Raw genomic sequence first — 21,862 nt, forward strand, 5'->3', positions numbered from 1 at the left:
GCACTCTTCGTTCCTTGTTTCGCTCCAAAATTGACTCAGCCAAATTGGGGATATTATTATTTCTCACCCCCTAAGGAGAAAATACAATGAACATCAAAGAAATAAAGGAAGTCCTTTCAGAAAGTGGCATTCATCTCAGAAAAAGGTGGGGACAGAATTTTCTGACTGATAAACGTATTCTCGAAGATATAGTTTTATGTGCTGATATTTTACCAACCGACCTTGTGATTGAAGTGGGGCCGGGCCTGGGGACACTTACCGAACGCCTTATGAATAGTAGGGCAAAGGTTGTTGCTATTGAAATAGATAAAAAGCTCTCAGAGATACTTCATATACATTTAAAAGATTCGAAAAACCTACTGTTATTGCAACAGGATATTCTTAAGGTTGATCTTAAGGCGTTGGTCCGAACAGAATATTGTAAAGGGTTAAAACACATCAAAGTTGTTGCTAATGTCCCATACTATATTACAACACCGATTATAATGCACTTTCTTGAGTCAGAGATACCCCTTGATGTGATGGTTCTCACTATGCAGGAAGAAGTGGCAAAACGAATAATTGCTGATCCCGGAACAAAAGACTATGGTATTCTTTCGGTGATTTCTCAGTATTTTTCACAACCAAGAATTGTAAGAAAAATAAAGAAAGGCGCGTTCTATCCTGTTCCAAAGGTTGATAGCGCGGTAGTGAAGTTTGATGTGTATAAAACGCCGCCTGTTGCGTGTGATAAAGATCTACTCTTTATGCTCGTAAAAGCTTGTTTTTCTCAAAGAAGAAAAATTATCAAAAATACTATTACCCTGTTGCCATTAAAAGAAATAGATAAAAATGATTTATATTGTGCGCTTGATATATGCGCAATCGATTATATGAGAAGACCTGAAACAATTTCAATTCATGAATACGCCCAATTAACCAGTACGATTGAAAAAATAGTGCAGCAGAAGAAAAAGAACCAGGAATAATAATGAGTATTGTCCATACCGAAGGCATAGTGTTAAAAACATATGACTACTCCGAAACGAGCAAAATAGCGGTAATTTTTACGAAAGATTATGGCAAGATCAAGGTTATGGCAAAAGGCGCTAAGAGTAAAAAAAGCAATACTCAAGCGGTTACAGAACCGGGGACCTATATTCGATTAGTATTTTATTATAAAAGTGATAAAGAACTACTCACGCTTTCTGAAGCAACCATCATTGATCAGTACCCAAAAGTGCGCACGGATCTGGTGAAATTTGCCTATTATATGTATGTCTTGGAACTTATAGAGGTCCTCTTTGAATCAGACGAAGGCGGGTCACGTGATTTTTTTACTGAATGCATTGCTTACATTAACACCTTTTCAGAAAGCGACAATCCCGAGTTATATGTTATAGCCCTTGAAGTGAAGATGCTCAAAGCTCATGGCCATATGTTTGAATGTCAGAAGTGTGTAGAATGCGGGAAAAATGTTCCTCGGGATCTTATTTCGTCTGCCAATAGAACAGAATTACATCCTCATAATACTAAAACAGAAATATATCTATCGACCGTTCAAGGCGGCGTCATATGCAAAAAGTGCAAATCTGTCCATAATAGGGGACGAAAATATCCCCTCACTACGCTCCAGACTTTGCTGTATCTTTCACAGTGTTCAGTGGAAGAAGTTACGGCAATTTCTTCTCGAACAAGAGAAATAGTAGATATTAAAAATATTCTGAGAATCAGGCTTGACTTTTTAGTAGGAAAAAGCTTAAAATCACTAAGTTTTCTAGAAAAGACGATAAAAATGTAAAAATGTTTGTAGAGCCGATATTTACCATGTGCATTGTGTGCATGGTTACTATTGAGATTCTATGTACGTATGGATTGTATGACAAAAACAAAAGAGAATAAATCACCTGAGATAATGGACAAACTCGTCTCGTTATGCAAGAGACGGGGGTATATATTCCAGTCCAGTGAAATTTACGGTGGCTTGAACAGCTGTTGGGATTACGGTCCTCTTGGCGTTGAGCTTAAACGTAATATTGCTGATATTTGGTGGCGATCAATGACGTTAAAACGTGATGATGTTGAGGGAATCGATGCAAGTATATTAATGCATCCACGTGTATGGGAAGCCTCAGGACATGTCCAAAATTTCACAGACCCATTAGTAGACTGCAAAGAATGCAAACAAAGATTTCGAGCAGATCAGATTGAAGATGTATGTCCACAGTGTGGCGGAGAGCTTACCGAACCGCGTCTCTTTAATCTTATGTTTCATACCTTTATCGGGCCGGTACAGGATGAGGCAAATATCGTCTATTTAAGACCTGAAACTGCGCAAGGTATTTATGTTAATTTCATGAATGTGCAGACAGCGTGTCGTAGAAAAATACCTTTTGGTATTGCTCAGATCGGTAAGGCCTTTAGAAACGAGATAACTCCTGGGAACTTTGTGTTTAGGACGCGTGAGTTTGAGCAGATGGAAATGCAGTATTTTGTGAAGCCAGGCTCTGATGACGAGTGGCTTAAGACGTGGAAAGACATACGTATTAATTGGTTTAAGGAGTTAGGTGTTAACCCGGAGAAACTGAGATTAAAACAACATCATGAAAAGGAATTAGCGCACTACGCTAAAGATGCATATGATGTTGAATATGAGTTTCCGTTCGGTTGGCAGGAGCTAGAGGGGATACATAATAGAACGGATTTTGATTTAAAACGTCACACGGAGTATTCGGGTAAGCCTATTAATTATTTTGATGAAGAGGCTAAAGAACGGTATGTTCCTTATATCATAGAGACATCAGTAGGCTTGAATAGAACACTTCTGACTTGTCTTGTCGATGCGTATCGTGAAGAAGAAGGACGGGTTGTGCTCAGCCTTTCACCAAAAATTGCACCGATAAAGGCTGCAATTATGCCGCTGGTGAAACGAGACGGGATGGATACAATTGCATACGATCTCTACAATAAAATGCGTAATACATTCAAAGTCTTTTACGATGTAAGCGGCTCAATTGGAAGACGGTACAGAAGACAGGATGAAGCAGGAACCCCGTTTTGTGTGACGGTAGATTCTCAGACTTTAGAGGATAATACGGTGACAATAAGGGAACGTGACAGCATGAAACAGGAACGTTATGCGATCGGTGATGTTATCGGCATCATTGAAAAGGCTGTTTCAATTTAATTTGAAATGGCAACACAGCAGGCGGGTGCTTATCTGCTATTTTGGTAATATGTGTCGAAGACGACAAAAATATATATGTTTGACAACTGCTTTACAGTAACAATGATGTTATGCCAGGTAGTATGTCAGTAAATGAGTGATTAATTAATAACAAGAAGGAGTAGTGACTATGGCTGGTGGGGTGCTAACGATGGGAAATAAAGTATCAGGAGGAACAATGAAAGGTAAATATGTATATTTCTTCGGCGGTAATAAAGCTGAAGGTAAAAGTGGCATGAAAAATACTCTTGGGGGGAAAGGTGCAAATCTTGCTGAAATGGTAAATATTGGTATTCCTGTACCTCCAGGATTCACGATAAGCACTGAAATGTGTGTGTTCTATTATAAAAATGGCGGAAAACTTCCTGAAGCTTTAAGACAGGATGTTATCAAGAATCTTCGCAAAACAGAAAAAGTGATGGGTGCCGGTTTTGGTGATCCCAAGAATCCGCTTTTGCTGTCTGTACGTTCTGGTGCAAGAAGTTCTATGCCTGGCATGATGGAAACAGTCCTGAATGTCGGTCTCACTGAAAAGACGATCAAAGGTCTTATCGCAAAAACAAATAATCCGCGATTTGTATGGGATGCATACAGAAGATTGATTCAGATGTATTCTGACGTTGTTATGGAAAAGGCAGCTGGTATTGAACCAAAAGAAGGCCACGGTATTCGTCAACAACTTGAAGCAGAATTGCATAAAATAAAAACGAAACGTAAAGTGACAAACGATTGTGATCTTTCTGCAGAAGATCTAAAAGAACTCACAACGGTATATAAAGCAAAGATCAAAAAAGTACTCAAAAAATCATTTCCTGACGATGCTTTAGAGCAATTGTGGGGTGCTGTAAGAGCCGTGTTCCAGTCATGGAACGGTAGACGTGCTATTGCATACAGAAGAATCGAAGGAATCCCTGATGAGTGGGGTACTGCGGTAAATGTGCAGGCAATGGTATTTGGTAATATGGGTGAAACGTCCGCAACAGGTGTAGCTTTTACTCGTAATCCTGCAACCGGTGAAAATGTGTTTTATGGTGAGTGGTTAGCAAATGCTCAGGGGGAAGACGTTGTTGCTGGTCTTCGCACACCAAACCCGATAAATGAATCAGGTAAAACAGAACATTCAAACCATCTTGTATCTCTCGAACGTGCTATGCCGAAGATTTACAAGGAACTCGACACTATACAAAAAGGTCTTGAGAAGCATTATCATGACATGCTTGATATAGAATTTACTATTCAAGAAGGACGTTTGTGGATGCTTCAGTGCCGTGTAGGTAAAAGAAACGGTATGGCCTCGGTAAAAATGGCTGTTGAGATGGTTAAAGAAAAACTTATTACTCAGCGTGAAGCGATTATGCGTGTAGCTCCTGAACAGCTTGATGAGTTACTCCATCCTATTTTGGATCCGAAAGCAGAAGCGAAGAATAAAATCCTTGTTAAAGGTCTTCCTGCTGGTCCTGGCGGTGCAACCGGTGTTGTCGTATTCACTGCTCAAGACGCGGTAAAGTGGGCAAAAGAAGGTAAAAGAGTCATTTTAGTCCGTGAAGAAACAAATCCTGAAGACGTTGAAGGTATGCGTGCTGCAGAAGCTATTTTAACTGCACGTGGCGGTATGACATCTCACGCGGCACTCGTTGCACGTGGCTGGGGTAAATGCTGTATTGTTGGTGCGGGTACGCTTGATATTGACAATAAGGCAAAGAAGTTTACTGTAGGCGGTAAAGTGGTAAAACAGGGCGATTGGGTCAGCTTAAACGGTTCAAAAGGATATGCATATATGGGGCAATTACCTATGGTAAAAACCACGGAAGACAATCCTTATTTTCAGCAGATCATGAAGTTCTGTGACAGCGTAAGAGTGTTAAAAGTACGCACAAACGCTGACACACCTGAAGATGCAAAAAAGGCGAGAGGTTTTGGCGCTGAAGGTATCGGTCTTTTCAGGACCGAACACATGTTTTACGGTAAGGGTTCGGAAAAACCATTGTTTATGCTACGTAAAATGATTGTGTCTAAAACAGTTAAAGAACGTCAAGCTGCAATTAATGAGCTTTTTAAACATGTCAAAACAGATATAAAAGCAACACTTGCCGCAATGGATGGATTGCCGGTTACTTTCAGATTGTTAGATCCGCCACTCCATGAGTTTGTTCCTCACACGGAAGACGGGATAAAGAAATTAGCGCGTAGCCTTGGGGTAAGCGCTGAAGAAATAAAAAATCGTGCTTCACTTCTGAAAGAAAGCAATCCGATGATGGGACATAGAGGGGTACGTTTAGGAGTGACATTTCCTGAAGTAGCTGAAATGCAGATTCGCGCTATTCTTGAGGCAGCAGCCGAACTTCTTCAGGCAAAGAAAAAAGTGTTTCCTGAAATAATGATACCGGTTGTGTCACTTGATACTGAGCTAAAAAACCAGTTCGCGATAGTGAAAAAAGTGTACGCTGAAGTGTTGAAGAAAACGAAGCTGAAAAGTATTCCGCATATGGTTGGGACCATGATTGAAATACCACGTGCATGCCTCGTTGCAGATACGTTTGCGGAAGTCGCAGAGTTCTTTTCATTCGGCACGAACGACCTGACACAGATGGGTTTTGGATTCTCCCGTGACGATATGGGCGGATTCTTGCCTGCATATCTTGATGAAGGCATTTTAGCAGCTGATCCGTTTCAAACGTTAGATCAGGAAGGTATTGGTCAGCTCGTAAAGATGGGTATTGAAAAAGGCCGTCAGGCACGAAAGAATTTAAAGGTTGGTATATGCGGCGAACATGGTGGGGATCCTGCGAGTGTTGAGTTTTGTCATCGTGCAGGAATGAACTATGTGAGTTGTTCACCGTTCCGTGTGCCAATTGCACGTTTAGCAGCAGCGCAAGCAGTCATAAAAGAAGATAAGTAAGTTAACAATATAACTGGTTCAGCTGGAACATGTCATTAAAGTGTGTTCCAGCTGAAAAGTGTCATTATGTCACCGAAAAATAGTCCAGGAAGTGGCAAAGAATCGATACACCTTTATCTGAGAGATATTGGTGAGGTTCCTCTTTTATCACGTGAAGAAGAAGTGAAACTGGCAAAAAAGATTCAAAAGGGAAACAAAAATGCCAGAAGAGATATGATTCGCGCTAATCTCAGATTGGTTGTATCAATAGCCAAACGCTATGCAAATTATGGTGTGCCTTTTCTCGATCTGATCGCAGAAGGTAATCTTGGATTAATGCGAGCTGTTGATAAATACGATTTGTCTAAAGGGTGTAAATTTAGCACCTATGCGACCTGGTGGATAAAACAGTCAATTTTTCGTGCATTAGCAAATCTCGGTAAAACGATCCGTATCCCCATGTATATGGTTGAACGGTTATCGACATTCAATAAAGTTATTGTAGAACTTACTCATTCTCTCAAGAAAAAACCGACTGATGAGGATATTGCAAAAGAGCTTGATATCCCTATAAAAAAAGTGAAAGAGATGAGAAATATCGTCAAAAAGCCGAGCTCTCTCTATACCACTATTGGAGATAGCGGAGAAAGTGAACTTATAGATGTTGTTGCCGATGTTGATTCTATTTCACCTGATGATTTTGTTGCAAAAGTGTTTCTGAGAGAAGACGTTATTGATTTCTTGAGTCAAATTCCCGTGCGAGAAGCTGATGTTATTAATATGCGTTATGGACTACGTGACGGTAAAGTAAATACACTCGAAGAAATTGGAAAGAAATTTGAGATAAGCAGAGAGCGAGTTAGGCAAATAGAGGAATCAGCGGTAAAAAAATTGAGAAAAGTGCTTATGGAAAGTAATAGAAACTTTCACGACTATTAATATAATGTGTAGCTTAAAGGATGGTGAGTTATGGTTGAAATACTCGAACAATTAAGAAATTCTATACGGGAAATACCTGATTTTCCTAAAAAAGGTATTATTTTTAAGGATATTACCACGTTGATTGATAAAGGAGATCTGTTTGGTATGGCAATAGATGAGATGGCTGCACCCTATGTTGGTAAAGGGATAACAAAGGTTGTGGGTGTTGAGTCTCGCGGTTTTATTTTTGCTTCCGCAATAGCATATAAACTTGGTGCTGGTGTTGTTCTTGTTCGTAAGCCGGGTAAATTACCACATGAAATCCATAAGGAAACCTATGATCTCGAATATGGGCAGGATACATTAGAGGTGCATGTCGATGCGTTAAATCAGGATGATAAAGTAATTCTGGTCGATGATCTTTTGGCAACCGGTGGTACTGTAGAAGCTACGACTAAACTGATTGAACATTTTGGAGTGGCGATTGAAGGTATTGAATTCTTGATCGAATTGACATTCTTGAACGGTATCAAAAAGTTGCAAGGATTTAATGTCAGGTCTTTGATACAGTATTAAAGTTCTGAGTACAAGTCAGAACTTTAAAAGTCAAAAGGGATAAGTCAAAAGTTAAAAGTAAGGTATTGTTTTAATTTTGAATTATTATTACTTCAACTTTTTGATTTTTTACTTTTTACTTGGTTGGGCCCCCGTAGCTCAGGTGGATAGAGCAACGGTTTCCTAATGCGTTCGGATAAATATTCATAACATTCCTAATTAGACCTAATTACACTCAGTCTCAACAACTTATACAAATCAGTATGTCTAGTTGTTATAAGTCGCTATACTGTTATTACCTGTTGTTTTGCCCCAAATTCGCCCCACTATAATTGAGCCGCCCAGAAAATCGCATCGTGGGGTGGGGTGGGTAAGGTCAAGAGTAGAAAGCCGTCTCTCACGTTGCTATAATTTTTTAGGAAATTGGCTTTAGGCCCTCCTATGTATGGGTTATAGCTCAGTTTTTATTGACAGAGATAGGTGCTTGCAGTAGTCTAGCTTCATAGAATTAAAATCCTTTAATTAAAAGGAGTCTAAATGAAAAAGATATTTGTTTTAATTATAGCTATTTTCTTTGCCGGTATATCCACAAGTTATGCTATTTATGTCACCGAGGATTTTCAAAGTTATACTCCCGGAAACAGTTTGAACCTTGGAAACGGGGGCAGTGGCTGGGCTACTACTTGGGACGAAGCGCTTGGTGACTTTAAATGCCAAACAGTTGACGGTTCAAAAATGGGACAGGCTACAACGGCAGGCACCCTGGGCAGAAGAACTTTTTCAGGCTACACTAATGAGGATATCACATTTCAGTTAAATCTTACTAGCTGGCCGGCACCGCTGGACGGTGTATGCGGAAGCGTACTTTTTCTATCAAATGCTGGATATAAGGGGCCCTACATCACGTTTAACTCGGATACTCAGTCACTTATTGCAAGGGGAGATTATGAGACAGAAACAACGAATTTGCTTGGTGAAGGTGTGGAGGCTGTAGCTGGTACGACTTATACTATAAATATTACAGATGTCAAGGTTGGGGTGAACGGGACATATTCAGTGCAAGTTTCGAAACCAGGTATAATTTATAATCTTTATCAAAACGTTAAATTTGAGTTTTGGGCTTTAGATGTTCCAATTTTAGAGAAGATTTATTTTAGCAATGACTCGACGAATGCGAATACTGTAAGCATTGACAATATTACCGTTGGTGCCGTCCCTGAACCCTCAACATACGCACTTTTCGGCATAGGGCTTTTGGGATTGATTGGCGGGTGGATGAGGAGAAGCAAGAGACTAAAGACTTAGAGACAAAAAGATATATAAAGGGCCTTGGTAGAAATATCAGGGCCTTTTTTTTCCTCTCTAGTCTTTTATCTATAGGTTATAACCCAGTTTTCATTGACAAAGATAGATATTGGCAGTAATCTAGTCCCATAAAATTTAAATCCTTTTTAACTAATGAGAAGGAAGTTGAATGAAAAAGTTATTTGTTTTAATTATAGCTATTTTCTTTACGAGTATATCTCTCACAGCCTATTCCGATACTCACACATGGGATGGCGGTGGTGCCGATAATAATTGGGCAACCGCTGCAAACTGGGCCAGTAACGTTGCCCCCTCTAATTACGATGCTCTGACTTTTGCCGGGACTACACGTCTAACACCTTATAACAATACGTTGTTTAATAACATTTATGGTCCCATTACGTTTACCTCGACAGGTTTTGATGTTAGTAGTCGGGTAGAGGGAATCAATGTGATAAGTGGTATAACCAACAATGCGGGTTTAACGAATACCATTAGTGCAACTAATGTATATCTTGAAAACAGCCAAAGTTTCACCAATAATGGAACTTCATTAACATTTAGTGGTACTGTTTATGCCATAAACGAAGCCTATGCGCTAACTGTTGATGGTTTAGGTGCTACTAGCATGAACAAGATTATAGGTGCTTCCGGAGGTTCTTTAGTTAAATCTGGCAACGGTACACTTACAGTTACAGGTAATTGTTATTACACCGGTACAACATCGATTGATGTAGGCACACTTATTATTGATAATGATAATTCCGAAAGTGCGTCTACGATAAACAATACTGGGACGCTTGGTGGTGGTGGGACTGTTGGAACAGTAACAATAGATACTGGGGGTACTATATCTCCCGGAACAGGTGACCTTGCTACGTTGACTTCAGCTGGTCAAAGGTGGAACAACGGCGGTAATTATGCGTGGGGGGTTAATGATTCAGATTGTGATTTATTGAGTATAGGCGGTGCATTAAATCTTGGCTTTTTGACAACGAATTTTACTATTGAAATAACAGGCGATCCCGTTAGTTTTCAGACATGGACCATAGCAAATTTTACCAGTCTGACCGGGGATTTTGATGCAGGTGAATTTACATTGGATAATCAGACAGGTGTAGCAGGAGATTGGTCACTAGCTTATAATGCTGGTAATACAAGTTTGGATTTGACATGTGTTCCTGAACCGTCAACATACGCACTTTTTGGTATAGGGATTTTTGGGTTGATTATCGGGTGGATGAGGAAAAATGCTATAAGCCGTAAGCCTTAAGCTGTAAGTGAAAAACAAAAAGATATATTAAAGGGCCTTGGTAGAAATATCAGGGCCTTTTTTTTACTCTCTAGTCTTTTACCTATAGGTTATAGCCCAGTTTTCATTGACAAAGATAGATATCGGCAGTAATCTAATCCCATAAGATTTAAATCCTTTTTAACTAATTAGAAGGAGGTTAAATGAAAAAGTTATTTGTTTTAATTACTATTTTCTTCTGCCTTTGCATTATTCCGAACGCATTTGCAAATTTCGATGGTTTTGATAATTTTGACGGAGATAAAAGCAAATGGAATACAAGTTGGATTGCATTTGGAGCAGTATTAGATATCGATTCAGGTAACGATTGGGTTTATTTTGACTCAAATACTGCTGGGTTCAATAACGCGGCATGGCAATTTACAAATGGTGAAGGCCAGACCGGTGATAATGATAACGATTGGACATTAACTCTTGCAGTAAATGTCGTAGACCCCGGTTTATCTGTCGCTGACCAGTCTGTTCAATTTGGATTACATGTTACGAATCCGGTGGATAATGCGGATTGTGCTTCTGTTACTCTCAAACTGTCCCATGATGGAACTACTCTTAGTAAAAATTGGGATTCACGAATTTATACCTCGGCAGGAGGGGATTGGCATGATACGGCAATTACTAGTGACACCAGTGGGCATGTGAGGATAGTTTATACCGCCGGTACCACTTCAATAGCAACTCAATATTCAGAAAATAGCGGTGATACTTGGTCAACTTTAAAAACATATGATACTAATGTAGGGTGGGAAAGCCCTAGTGCATTTAAAGGAGGTATTCTGGGTAGTTCAATTGGCATAGCAATCGATCCGGAGGATAATGTTTACGCAGATAGCTTTTCTGCCGTCCCCGAACCGTCAACATACGCGCTGTTTGGCATAGGGCTTTTGGGATTGATTGGCGGGTGGATGAGAAAACAAAGACGCAAGCTGTAAATGAAAACAAAAGATATATAAAGGCCCTGGTAGAGATATCAGGGCCTTTTTCTCTCTCTAGTCTTTTATCTATAGGTTATAGCCCAGTTTTTGACGCCAAGAATAGATACAGGTAGTACGAACGACATGACCGACCATAAGGAAGGGAGGTCCGGGAGTGAGTACATGCTAGTCTTAATTAATTCCATTGCACCAACTTCTTCATGAGTGTTATAATATATTCCATAAAATGAGATATATAAACGACAAGTAGGAGAAATGACTTTAATTCAAGCAGATTCCTCGACTTTTAAGCAGCTTTTTTCCAACAAGAGATATGAAGTTCCTGAGTTCCAAAGGGTTTTTGCATGGAAGAAAACACATATGAATGACTTTTGGGAGGATTTAAATGAAGCAATGAACAAAAAAAGCTTTGATTCTGCGTTAAAAAAAGCTAATATAAGTGACTTTCGTTTCCATGACTTGAGACATACATATGCAATGGCAGGGATTGATCTCAAGACAGTATCAGAGTTATGGGGCCATTCATCAGTGTAAGTCACTGAAAGATATGCCCATTTAAGCCTCAGTCAGATGTTGGGGGTAAGGAGAAAATGGGAGTAGGTTTAGGTAATGTGCTTAATGGTAACGAGTTAGATTATCAAGCCCCCGTAGCTCAGGTGGATAGAGCAACGGTTTCCTAAACCGTGTGCCGGACGTTCGAATCGTCTCGGGGGCAAATTAGTACAATTTAAAAGTAAAAACGAAAAAGTAAAAAGTAAGTATATAAAACTAAAAACGCAAAAATAAGGAATAAAGACAATAGTTTTGATTTTTAACTTTTGCCTTTTAAATTATTATGATTGATTTACATACACACACATTATTAAGCGATGGGGTGTTGCTACCGACGGAACTTGCTCAGAGAGCCAAGGTGATAGGGTATCGCGTTATCGGTATTACTGATCATGCCGACAGCTCAAACCTGGAGCATGTGGCGACATCTTTATTAAAAGTACGTCAGGAGATGGGAGATACGCTCGGTATAAAGATTATATGCGGGGTTGAACTTACCCATGTCCCGCCACAATTATTGTCGGGAATGGTTGATCGTGCACGTTCATTTGGATGCCAATTGGTTATTGTTCATGGCCAGACAATTGTTGAGCCGGTTGAACCAGGCACAAATAGAGCCGCACTCGAATGCGATATTGATATCCTTGCTCATCCGGGGTTGATCTCAGATGACGATGTTAAACGAGCTGCCGCAAGAGATATATGTCTTGAAATTACAACCAGAGCTGGTCACAGCTATACAAATGGGCATGTTGCACAATTAGCAAAAAAGTATGGAGCGCGTCTCGTATTAAATACTGATAGTCATGGGCCATCAGACCTGATAACATCTGATTTTGCTAAAAAAGTTGTGCTTGGTGCTGGACTGGGCAGTAAAGATTTCGATAACATGAGGCAGAACGCTGAGTGGTTAGTGAAAAAAATTGAAACGAGGAAATAATATGGCAAAAAAAGTTTTTGTGAGTCGTGGTTCATTTTTTTCTGTTATCAGGAGCGCTATTAAGAAACATTGGATTATATTAGTCTCGGCACTTATAGTGGTACTCATTGTAATTGGTGTGGCATCATTCAGGAAAGCCGGTGTGAAGAGAATGAACAGTAATGCTTCCTTTGCATTTTCACAAGCGCAGACACGTGAGGATTATGAGAAAATTATTAAAATATATCCTCAGAGCGGAGTATATGTTCCTTCACTTATTAACATTGCACACATATTAGTTGATGAAGGAAATTACAGCCAAGCGATTGAGTATTATGAGCAGGTTGCTGCAGACTATAGTAATAATTACTTAGCGTCACGCGCATTATGTGATCTGGGATATATCTATATCGATATGAAAGAATACAGTAAAGCGATACATGCATTTCAAAAGGTATTAGACAAGTATCCCGAGGCCGGATGGAATAACGAGGCGTCTTTTAATGTTGCGTTATGCTATGAACTTATGGGGAATATTAATAAAGCAGAAAATCTTTACAGTAAAATACTCGCATCAAATCCGACAACTGAATGGTATAACAATATTGTGTATAGATTGCATAAAGTAAAAGAAACATTAGAAAATAAATCCGGTAAGTAAAGAATGCTGAGTTATGATCAAACAATTACGTCGCATAATACAATTAAGTCTGGTGAGTTCATTTATTTTTCTGAATGGCTGCGCTGTGTTTCAGCTGGTAACGCATAATAAGTATATTGGGGACCAGGGGAATAAAATATATCATCATGAACACTGCAGTGAGGTCAAACGCATAAACCCCATGGAAGTAGTAAGCTTTCCGGATAATGCGTGTGCGCGCTATGAGGGGTATCGATCCTGCTCAAAGTGTAACCCAGATAAATAACAATTGTAGTGAGTCCTTGGGGTAGATAGATTTTATATTGACAAATTTTGGGATTTCTGGTAGTGTACACTAAATTAAAAAAAGGCGTAATAGCCGAAAATTACATCATAGATAGTTTTAAATAGACAAGAAGGGTGGTGGAAAAAAGAATATTGTCATTAAGCTATTAACATGGTGATACGTATAGATAAAAAGTAAAGTAAAATCGTGAAACACAAGGAAGTAATTCCTTGGTTATATATATTTAATTTGTTCTTTGAATAAAAGAGATTTGAAACTGGAGGAGATAGATGGATAAATTCCCTCTTATCTGTACTCTGGCTGTAATGTTTGTATTTTTTGCAGGCGCTGTAAGTATAGCCGGCGTACAAAATCTAAAAGAACTTGACGGTGGGATCAAAGATACTTTAAAGAAGATCCGCGTCGAAAATGAATCCAGTTTCAGCAAGAGAACCTTACCGACTGTAACAGCGGGAAGAACAGCTCAGGAAGAATTAGAAAAGCTCTTGAGTCCCCGCAAAGAAGAAGTCGTTGATTCGCTTATGGATACTTCGAAGTTTGATGGTATCAATATCGAGTCGTTACGGTCGATCAAAGTAAGCTTGAATGAAACTGATGAGAGGTTATCTATGAAAGGAAAGTCAATTGAAGTTAGAGGAGAACTCCTTATTAACTTTTGACAATACATAAAGAAACACAAAAACCCCCCGATTTATCGGGGGGTTTTTTTTATGAGTGCGCCCGGTAGGGCGCACTCACTATCGCTATTGATAGATTAAAGGATGTTAAAGAAATTGATCTTAACAAATTCTTTAGCGTAGAGAATATATAGAAAGCCAGCTTTAATATACGTTGAGGAATGCGGTTTTTATCTTTACTGTGTGGGGCATTATTTCTTTAGTATATACGGAGTTAACACAAGGCTAAAACTTTGATTCTTTTGGTTGCGCATAAAATTAAACCAGAATTCACGAACGTTCCTGTCTTTTGATTGTGAAACACCGCCTATTTGAATGGATTGTCCGCTTGCGCACATAACGGTTGTAGATGCGTTTTTATACTGTATGCGGCGTTTTCGCTTACCGTCAAAATAACTTATTTCCGGTATGAGCGATACCTTTACGATATTTCCCGAGACTACGGGTTTTACTAAAAGACGTGATCCTACATCGCGCCACACTGTTCCAGTGACAATATATCCGTATCGATATCCATATTCATAAAACCAGTAAGGTTCGGCGACTTCTGTTCCAACATTTATGTATGCGACACTTCCACTAATAGTTGTTATATGCTGTATACCTGATCTGTCGCCGGAAGTGCTCCTGACACCAAAACCTAAAATCGAGGTATCTTTTTGAGTCTTATCTCTAAAACGTACTTCAATGCGTACATTGATTGGGCGAGGCTGATTTTTAAATAGTTTTTCGATTGTTGTAATATTCTTTGGGTAATCGACAATGATAACGGTATTGTTACTTCGGTTAAAGACTGCAACACCCTTTGGGGAAAGGAGCGAACGTGCAAGTGTAAGCGCATTATCTGCTTCCATAAATCCTATCGAAATAGATTTTGTTTCAGTCTCGTCCTGAGCAGATGATGTGTTCGTTACTGAGTTGATAATCAATAACGAAACAATTGAAATAATGATAAGAGATAGTTTTTTCATAATTCCCCGAATAAATAATAATTATATTCTAGCATGCACGGTGCTGTTTGTCTTCCCAAATCATACATGAGCATACATGTCTTCTCAATTACCAGTGTTTTCTACAGTGGAAAATGTGCATTTTTGTACAGAGAGGAGTATTTACTTACAACATTGTTTTGTGTGCAGTTTATTTATAGTATCTGCATGTATTTACAGTCTCAAAGATATCTTTGTAAGTTGTTGCAAAGCGTTACAATACAAACAAAGTACGTTTTATCCTGTTTTTGGCAACAAACATGCTTATATGTATTCTCCCTAAATGGAAAAGAAAAGGAGACTATTGTGAAGAAAATGTATAGAGCGATGATTATTGATGATGAACAGGGAAGCATTGAAGCGCTTAAATGGGTTCTTAAAGATGATTTTAGTGTGCACACTTTTACCCAGCCAACAGTTGCAGTTACTTTTCTTGAGAAAAATCCTGACAGTATAGATATAGTATTTCTTGACCTGATGATGGATGAAATGAGCGGTGTAGATGTTCTGAAAGAAATTAAAAGAATAGCTCCGCGCGTAGAGTGTGTTGTTGTAACTGCATGTCGAGATAAGAATGTGATTCTCAATGTGTCGCAAAGCGGAGTGCATGATGTCATTGAAAAGCCATTTTCTGTCACAGAAATAAAAGATAAAGCTGAAAGTGCATTGCAAAAAAGTATAGAAAATAATTCTTTCCAGAGAGTCCACAGCATTATAGGGAAAGTGGTCCGTGAAAATAACAGACTTGCAGACATGCTGCTTACAAAAATATATGACAATGATCAAGTTATATCAGGTCATTCTCGGCGTGTGTCAGATATTTTTTCACGCATGACAAAAAGTTATTTTAATATCATAGATAATAAGAAAATTAATGAATTAAAGATGATGGCTTATCTCCATGATCTGGGTAAGCTTGGTATTCGGCAGGATATTTTGAGGAAGAAGGATTCACTTGATAAATTCGAATATAATGAGGTAAAAAAACATCCGATTATAGGATATAAGATATTAAAAAAAGTTGAGTTTAATGACAGCGCAATCGATGTAGTATTGCATCATCAGGAACGATATGATGGAATGGGATACCCTCATAGGCTTAAGGGGGATGAGATATCGCAGTTTTCCAGGATGATCGCGGTGGTTGATGCATTTGATGCAATGACGGATAATAGACCTTATCGCAAGGGTGTTGTTAAGGAACGTGCTCTTTGTGAATTGAAAAGAAATTCAGGGACACAATTTGATCCACAATTTGTAGATTTTTTTGTTGATAACATGTATACTCTTACATGTGAAAATAGAAAGACTGTCAAAATCTAGTTCTAACAATACTTCTTGCGATTGTCGATGTTTCCGTATGGCCAGGGTTGTCAATAAGAAGTATTCCCTAAAACCATTTATTACCTCTATTTGTGTTGTTTTTGCCTGCATGTCACTTGTTTTATATACTGTGTGTACTGAAAATGCCTATTCAGAAGGAATGGACTCGCAGGTAAAAAAGTTTTTGAAGAAGGTAGAAAAAGATTCCTTTAAATATTTTCTGCATGAATCTAATCCGAATAATGGGCTTGTAAAAGATAGTTCTGATCCATACTCTCCCTGTAGTATTGCCGCCGTTGGTTTTGGTGTAACAGCACTTTGTATTGCTGAATCGCATGGATGGATACCCCACGAAGATGCGTATAATCGTGTACTTAATACACTCTATACATTTCGTGATCGAGTTAAGCACAAAAAAGGATTTTATTATCATTTTGTCAGCATGAAAACAGGCAAAAGGGTGTGGCGGAGTGAGGCATCATCAATTGATACGGCTCTTTTTATTGCAGGAGCGCTTTTTGCGGGTGAATTTTACAAGGGCACGGAAGTAGAGAAAATCGCAGATCAACTGTACCGAAGAGTGAATTGGAAATGGATGCTTAATGGCAAGAAGATACTCTGTATGGGGTGGAAACCTGAAACAGGTTTTTTGCCGTATTATTGGGATAGTTATAGCGAATCAATATTATTATACGCACTTGCGATCGCTTCCCCAACATATTCGATCCCAAAGAAGTCCTGGAGTGAGTGGGAACGGCCAATGGCTGATTCTAAGATTGGGCCGATGATATATTGTCTCACGGGTAGTTTGTTTGTCTATCAGTATTCGCATGCATGGATTGACCTTAAGTATCTCTATGACGGTGACATAAACTATTTTGATAATTCAATAAAAGCGACAATCTTAAATCGAGAGTATTGCATTAAGAAGGCAAAAGATTTTCGTACATACGGTCTTAATTCATGGGGACTAACGGCAAGTTATGGTCCGTACGGATATAAAGGGTATGGATCACGACCGGGCAGAGGTCTGCAGGATGGGACAGTAGCGCCGTGTGCTGTTGCGGGTTCGATACCTTTCGCGCCGACTATATGTATTAACGCTTTGGAATATATGTATAGACAGTTTGGAAACAAGGTTTATGGGAAATATGGATTCTATGACGCCTATAACATCGATAAGGAATGGTTTTGCAAGAAATATTTAGGAATAGATCAAGGGATAACAGTACTGATGATAGATGATTATCTTTATGGTACGGTATGGAAATATTTTATGAGAAACCGTTATATTAAAGATTGGGTCAAAAAGTGTATGATTGATAAAAGAAAATAAAGCACATTATGGCGTTGTCGCTAGTAGAAGGCATTTACGCTGTTATGTACGATTTTCATTACCGTTGATAATAAGATGCTAAAGAAAAAAGTTTTAATATTTGCAATAACCATATCACTCATCGTCCATTTTATTGCTTTTGGTGGATGGCGATATTTTTTTGGTGTAATACCAAAAAAGATCAACTATATTGAATTTCTCCTTATGCATTATCGAAAAGCCCCTTTATTTGATAAAAATAAGGGACATGGAGGCAGCACAGGTAGTGTTCGAATTCCTTCTACGCGTGTCACTCCACCTAAAGTTGCCCCTGTGCCATTCGGAAAGCCGCTCGTCGGTAGTGTTCGTGTCTTGCCAAAGCCAAAAATTGAGGTTCGACCAGTAAAAGAGGTGCGAAAGAAAACCGGGACAGAAACAGAGATCGAATGGGTTGAAGTAAGTGAAAGTGAGCTTCGTACAGCAAATGTGGTAATAAGTTACAAGAAACTGCTCCAAGAATTAATAATTCAGTTTCTTGAGTATCCGAAAGAAGAACGTGATAAAGGGATAACGGGAGAAGTTGTTGTTTCGTTTGTCGTATATAGAAATGGGAAGCTTAAGAAAGTGAGTATCCCAAAGAAACATATTTCCCCAGTTAAAGCATTTAATAATGCGTCAATAAGCGCGGTAAAAAAAGCATCTCACTTTTTCCCTCCTTTTCCTTCAAGCTGTAAAGAGCAAGAGATTGTTTTTCTCGTTAAAATACACTTTGAATGATGTTTACACATGATTCCGTTGAAGGGATTGTCGTTGTTTTATTCTTGACTTTTTCAGTTTTAGAGGATATTTTAAAAGCATTACCAAAAGTGTGGAGGGGGTGAGGATACATGACAACAGTGACATTAAAGAGAAATGAACCGATAGAAAAGGCGTTACGGCGTTTAAAGAAAAAAGTTGATAAAGAAGGAATAATGAAACAGATTAAACAGCATCGTCATTACGAGAAGCCTAGCCAGAAAAAAAGGCGTAAGGCGAAAGATGCACGAAAAAGATAACCGTTTGAACTGTATTTCTAAACTATAAAGTATACTATGTATGCACTATCTACGGTCTGGAACGCTTGGAGAGCAAAAAATGGCAAGGAGATAATTGATCAGGCACAATCAATGGGTTTTTCACATATTGAGCTTGGTTCGTCCCTGTCTAAAATGCTCTACAATGAGTTAAAAGAAATGTATGAGGCTGGCAAAACTTCCATTGTCAGCCTTCATAATTATTGCCCATTACCGACTGTGCCCGAGAAGATCAATGCAACACCCGATATGTTTTTGCTTTCATCTCCAGATGAAGATGAAAGAAAGCGGGCTGTGAGCTTTACTAAAAAGACTATTGATGCAGCTAAAGATGTAGGCGCACGTGTTGTTGTTATCCACCTCGGAAGAGTTGGTATACATTTTGATGGGTCAAGAAGATTGATACATCTCTTAGAAACAGATAGAGCATCTACAAAACAGTTCTCATTAGTAAGAAGTATTTTTTTAGCTAAAAGAGAAAAACATAAAAAGCCATATCTTGATGCTGCTATTCGGAGCCTTGAAGAACTTAATCAATATGCAACGAAACAGGAAATCAGGATAGGTGTTGAAAACAGGTACTATCTCAGAGAGATTCCATCGTTCGATGAAATAGGTGAAATACTCGATAGGTTTAAAGGGAGTAACGTTTTTTATTGGCACGATGTCGGACATGCCCAATTTAGAGAAAATCTTGGGTTTGAAACACATGATGATTATTTAAAGAGTTATGGCGACAGGATAATAGGTGTTCATATACATGATATCGCAAAAAGCGATGATCACCGAGCACCTTTGACAGGTACTTTTAATTTTCGTAGGCTAAAACAATATATTAATAAAGAAACAATTAAAGTATTTGAAATACATCAGCCTGCAACAGCTCGTGATATAGAAAAGGGATTACAATTCTTTAAAGAGGAAATATGTCCGGAGTGAATAACGCTATATTAATGATAATCGCCCCGAACGAATTTCGTGATGAAGAGTATCTTGTTCCGAAAGACATTTTCGAGAGCGCTGAATATCATATCGTCACTGCATCAACTCGTACTGGTGAATGCATTGGCAAATTAGGCCATGTTGTTATAGCCGAGAAAACACTTCAGGATATAGATGTTAGGGAATATTGCGCCATCATATTTGTCGGCGGCAAAGGGTCTAAAGGTTTCTGGGACGATGCCTTGTGCCACAGTATTGCACGTGACGCCTTATCATTAGGCAGTATAGTTGCTGCTATTTGTAGTGCGCCGATAATATTTGCACGCGCAGGTCTTTTAGCGGGAAAGAAGGCGACATGTTTTTCAGGTGATGGGGAACAGTTGCGTCTGTGTAACGCGATATATAATGAAAGTGACATTGAAATTGATGGGAACGTAATTACTGCTGATGGCCCTGCATCTGCAGAAAAATTTGCACAGGCTGTGCTGGGGAAGTGTGATACGTTGAAAGGACGGGAATGAAGAAGAGTGCCTTATTTACAATTGTACGTGTACTGATAACCATCCTGTGTTTCACCGTGCTTTTTTACAAAATGAGGGGAGATCTATCCAGCTTTGTTGAGTCAATAAAGCATGCTCATTTTCTGTGGTTTTTTATTGCGTTAGCATTGTTTACATTTTGTCCGTTTATTAGTGTGATTAGATGGGATTTATTGCTTAGGGTTCAGGGTGTGCGGATACCTTTTTTCCATCTTGTAAAATATTTTTTTATAGGGCTCTTCTTTAATAATTTCATGCTTGGTCTTACCGGTGGAGATCTTATAAAAGGATATTATGTCTATAAGGAAACGAAAGAAAAAAAAGCAGAAGCAGTTACAACGGTATTGGTCGATAGAATTGTGGGGATGTTTGCACTCATTTTTGTAAGTGGCGTAGCATTATTGTTTTTATATGGTGATGAACGTTTTACTCATGCGATTCATATCATATTTATTGTTTTGGGGGTATACCTCCTTTTGGGTATGATTTTTATGAAGAAAGAAGTATTAAAAAAGATTCCATTTGTTGAAAACATCTATAATAGGTTGCCTTTTCGGCATACTATTACTAAAATATATCACGCGCTCTATATATACCGGCATAATAAAATAACACTATTCATAACAGTATTATTGTCAGTGCTCATGCAGGTGTTTATAATTATTGCAGTCTATTTGTTGGGGAAATGCTTTGGTGTTGTTCATGTGCCGTTTATTAATTATTTTGTATTTGTTCCCGTTATTTCGGTTGTTTCAGCGTTACCCATATCAGTAGGGGGGTTAGGTGTCGGGGAGAGCGCTTATGTGTACTTTTTTAATCTTATATATGAACAAAGTGCGAGGTATCTCGCTATGGCGCTTGGGTTGCGTGTTATAATGGTGCTCTGGAGCCTTGTTGGCGGTATATTTCTTTTATTGCCACAAAATAAAATATCAGAAGAAGAATTAGAGGAAGTAGAGAAGATAGAAGATCAAACTATTGAGGAGGATACAGAATTATGATAGATGGCGTGGAAACAAAAAAATTAAAAGTGTTGCCTGATGAACGCGGTCGTTTAATGGAGATTTTAAGAAATGATGAAGAAATGTTTATCAAGTTTGGACAAGTATATCTTACGACTGCATATCCTGGCGCAGTTAAAGGGTGGCACTACCATAAGAAACAAACTGATCATTTTGTTGTCATATCCGGCATGATGAAGGTTGTTTTATTTGACCAACGGGAAAAATCACCAACATCTGAAGAAGTAAACGAATTCTTTATGGGTGAACATAACCCTATGCTTCTATCTATTCCTCCTGGTGTTGTTCATGGTTTTAAATGTATCAGTGAAAAAGAAGCTGTTGTTATAAACTTACCGACAGAAGCATATGATTATAAAGTCCCTGATGAGTTTCGCATTCCCCCTGATTCAGAGGATATCCCTTATGATTGGGCGAGAAAAGATGGGTAATTTCGTTAGTAGTTCACACCCATAA

22 protein-coding genes and 1 tRNA gene are annotated in these 21,862 nt (G+C 38.7%); 22 read left to right on the forward strand and 1 reads right to left on the reverse strand.

The features are described from left to right. Nucleotides 1-86 precede the first annotated feature (86 nt). From rsmA to P9M13_01030, 14 genes are all read left to right on the forward strand, one after another. On the forward strand, nt 87-968 hold the full coding sequence (rsmA, locus tag P9M13_00965) for a 16S rRNA (adenine(1518)-N(6)/adenine(1519)-N(6))-dimethyltransferase RsmA (protein MDP8261858.1): 882 nt from the start codon (nt 87-89) through the stop codon (nt 966-968). 2 nt (nt 969-970) lie between these two features. After that, complete coding sequence (recO, locus tag P9M13_00970; protein ID MDP8261859.1) at nt 971-1,780, forward strand: DNA repair protein RecO; 810 nt, start codon at nt 971-973, stop codon at nt 1,778-1,780. A 78-nt stretch (nt 1,781-1,858) separates the two neighbouring features. Continuing rightward, a complete protein-coding gene (locus tag P9M13_00975; protein ID MDP8261860.1) occupies nt 1,859-3,166 on the forward strand; it encodes a glycine--tRNA ligase in 1,308 nt (435 codons plus the stop codon). A gap of 169 nt (nt 3,167-3,335) precedes the next feature. Further along, nucleotides 3,336-6,104, forward strand: coding sequence for a pyruvate, phosphate dikinase (gene ppdK / locus P9M13_00980; protein MDP8261861.1), 2,769 nt, complete (start codon nt 3,336-3,338; stop codon nt 6,102-6,104). Between the two features lie 66 nt (nt 6,105-6,170). Beyond that, nucleotides 6,171-7,022, forward strand: a complete 852-nt coding sequence (locus P9M13_00985) for a sigma-70 family RNA polymerase sigma factor (GenBank protein ID MDP8261862.1) — start codon at nt 6,171-6,173, stop codon at nt 7,020-7,022. 30 nt (nt 7,023-7,052) lie between these two features. After that, nucleotides 7,053-7,580: an adenine phosphoribosyltransferase gene (locus P9M13_00990; protein ID MDP8261863.1), complete on the forward strand. Its 528-nt coding sequence runs from the start codon at nt 7,053-7,055 to the stop codon at nt 7,578-7,580. 516 nt (nt 7,581-8,096) lie between these two features. Further along, nucleotides 8,097-8,864 (forward strand): PEP-CTERM sorting domain-containing protein, encoded by a 768-nt coding sequence (locus P9M13_00995; protein ID MDP8261864.1) that lies wholly within the window; start codon nt 8,097-8,099, stop codon nt 8,862-8,864. Between the two features lie 169 nt (nt 8,865-9,033). After that, nucleotides 9,034-10,137, forward strand: coding sequence for a PEP-CTERM sorting domain-containing protein (locus P9M13_01000; protein MDP8261865.1), 1,104 nt, complete (start codon nt 9,034-9,036; stop codon nt 10,135-10,137). A gap of 182 nt (nt 10,138-10,319) precedes the next feature. Beyond that, nucleotides 10,320-11,105: a PEP-CTERM sorting domain-containing protein gene (locus P9M13_01005; protein ID MDP8261866.1), complete on the forward strand. Its 786-nt coding sequence runs from the start codon at nt 10,320-10,322 to the stop codon at nt 11,103-11,105. A gap of 258 nt (nt 11,106-11,363) precedes the next feature. Continuing rightward, nucleotides 11,364-11,642, forward strand: coding sequence for a DUF262 domain-containing protein (locus P9M13_01010; protein MDP8261867.1), 279 nt, complete (start codon nt 11,364-11,366; stop codon nt 11,640-11,642). 107 nt (nt 11,643-11,749) lie between these two features. Then, nucleotides 11,750-11,823 (forward strand) — tRNA-Arg (locus tag P9M13_01015). Nucleotides 11,824-11,943: 120 nt separating this feature from the next. Then, nucleotides 11,944-12,600 (forward strand): histidinol phosphate phosphatase domain-containing protein, encoded by a 657-nt coding sequence (locus P9M13_01020; protein MDP8261868.1) that lies wholly within the window; start codon nt 11,944-11,946, stop codon nt 12,598-12,600. A gap of 1 nt (nt 12,601) precedes the next feature. Then, a complete protein-coding gene (locus P9M13_01025; GenBank protein ID MDP8261869.1) occupies nt 12,602-13,240 on the forward strand; it encodes a tetratricopeptide repeat protein in 639 nt (212 codons plus the stop codon). A gap of 555 nt (nt 13,241-13,795) precedes the next feature. Then, on the forward strand, nt 13,796-14,185 hold the full coding sequence (locus P9M13_01030) for a hypothetical protein (protein ID MDP8261870.1): 390 nt from the start codon (nt 13,796-13,798) through the stop codon (nt 14,183-14,185). A gap of 209 nt (nt 14,186-14,394) precedes the next feature. On the opposite strand, the gene P9M13_01035 is transcribed toward P9M13_01030, so the two are convergent. Continuing rightward, nucleotides 14,395-15,174 (reverse strand): hypothetical protein, encoded by a 780-nt coding sequence (locus P9M13_01035; protein MDP8261871.1) that lies wholly within the window; start codon nt 15,172-15,174, stop codon nt 14,395-14,397. Between the two features lie 333 nt (nt 15,175-15,507). Here P9M13_01035 and P9M13_01040 point away from each other — a divergent pair, with 333 nt between their 5' ends. The 8 genes from P9M13_01040 (at nt 15,508) to P9M13_01075 (ending at nt 21,837) form a co-directional block, all read left to right on the forward strand. Further along, nucleotides 15,508-16,515, forward strand: a complete 1,008-nt coding sequence (locus P9M13_01040; GenBank protein MDP8261872.1) for a response regulator — start codon at nt 15,508-15,510, stop codon at nt 16,513-16,515. Nucleotides 16,516-16,552: 37 nt separating this feature from the next. Next, on the forward strand, nt 16,553-17,851 hold the full coding sequence (locus tag P9M13_01045; GenBank protein ID MDP8261873.1) for a glucoamylase family protein: 1,299 nt from the start codon (nt 16,553-16,555) through the stop codon (nt 17,849-17,851). Nucleotides 17,852-17,926: 75 nt separating this feature from the next. After that, on the forward strand, nt 17,927-18,607 hold the full coding sequence (locus tag P9M13_01050; protein MDP8261874.1) for a TonB family protein: 681 nt from the start codon (nt 17,927-17,929) through the stop codon (nt 18,605-18,607). A 110-nt stretch (nt 18,608-18,717) separates the two neighbouring features. Continuing rightward, nucleotides 18,718-18,885: a 30S ribosomal protein S21 gene (gene rpsU, locus P9M13_01055; GenBank protein MDP8261875.1), complete on the forward strand. Its 168-nt coding sequence runs from the start codon at nt 18,718-18,720 to the stop codon at nt 18,883-18,885. A 36-nt stretch (nt 18,886-18,921) separates the two neighbouring features. Beyond that, nucleotides 18,922-19,842, forward strand: a complete 921-nt coding sequence (locus P9M13_01060; protein ID MDP8261876.1) for a sugar phosphate isomerase/epimerase family protein — start codon at nt 18,922-18,924, stop codon at nt 19,840-19,842. Continuing rightward, nucleotides 19,830-20,366 carry a DJ-1/PfpI family protein gene (locus tag P9M13_01065; protein MDP8261877.1) on the forward strand — a complete coding sequence of 179 codons (537 nt, stop codon included), beginning with the start codon at nt 19,830-19,832 and terminating at the stop codon, nt 20,364-20,366. The genes P9M13_01060 and P9M13_01065 overlap by 13 nt, the downstream gene beginning before the upstream one ends. Continuing rightward, nucleotides 20,363-21,385 carry a lysylphosphatidylglycerol synthase transmembrane domain-containing protein gene (locus P9M13_01070; protein MDP8261878.1) on the forward strand — a complete coding sequence of 341 codons (1,023 nt, stop codon included), beginning with the start codon at nt 20,363-20,365 and terminating at the stop codon, nt 21,383-21,385. The genes P9M13_01065 and P9M13_01070 overlap by 4 nt, the downstream gene beginning before the upstream one ends. After that, entirely contained in the window at nt 21,382-21,837 is a 456-nt protein-coding gene (locus P9M13_01075; protein ID MDP8261879.1) for a dTDP-4-dehydrorhamnose 3,5-epimerase family protein, read from the forward strand. Before P9M13_01070 ends, P9M13_01075 begins: the two co-directional genes overlap by 4 nt. Nucleotides 21,838-21,862 lie beyond the last annotated feature (25 nt).

Source organism: Candidatus Ancaeobacter aquaticus, from assembly GCA_030765405.1.
GTDB lineage: Bacteria > Auribacterota > Ancaeobacteria > Ancaeobacterales > Ancaeobacteraceae > Ancaeobacter > Ancaeobacter aquaticus.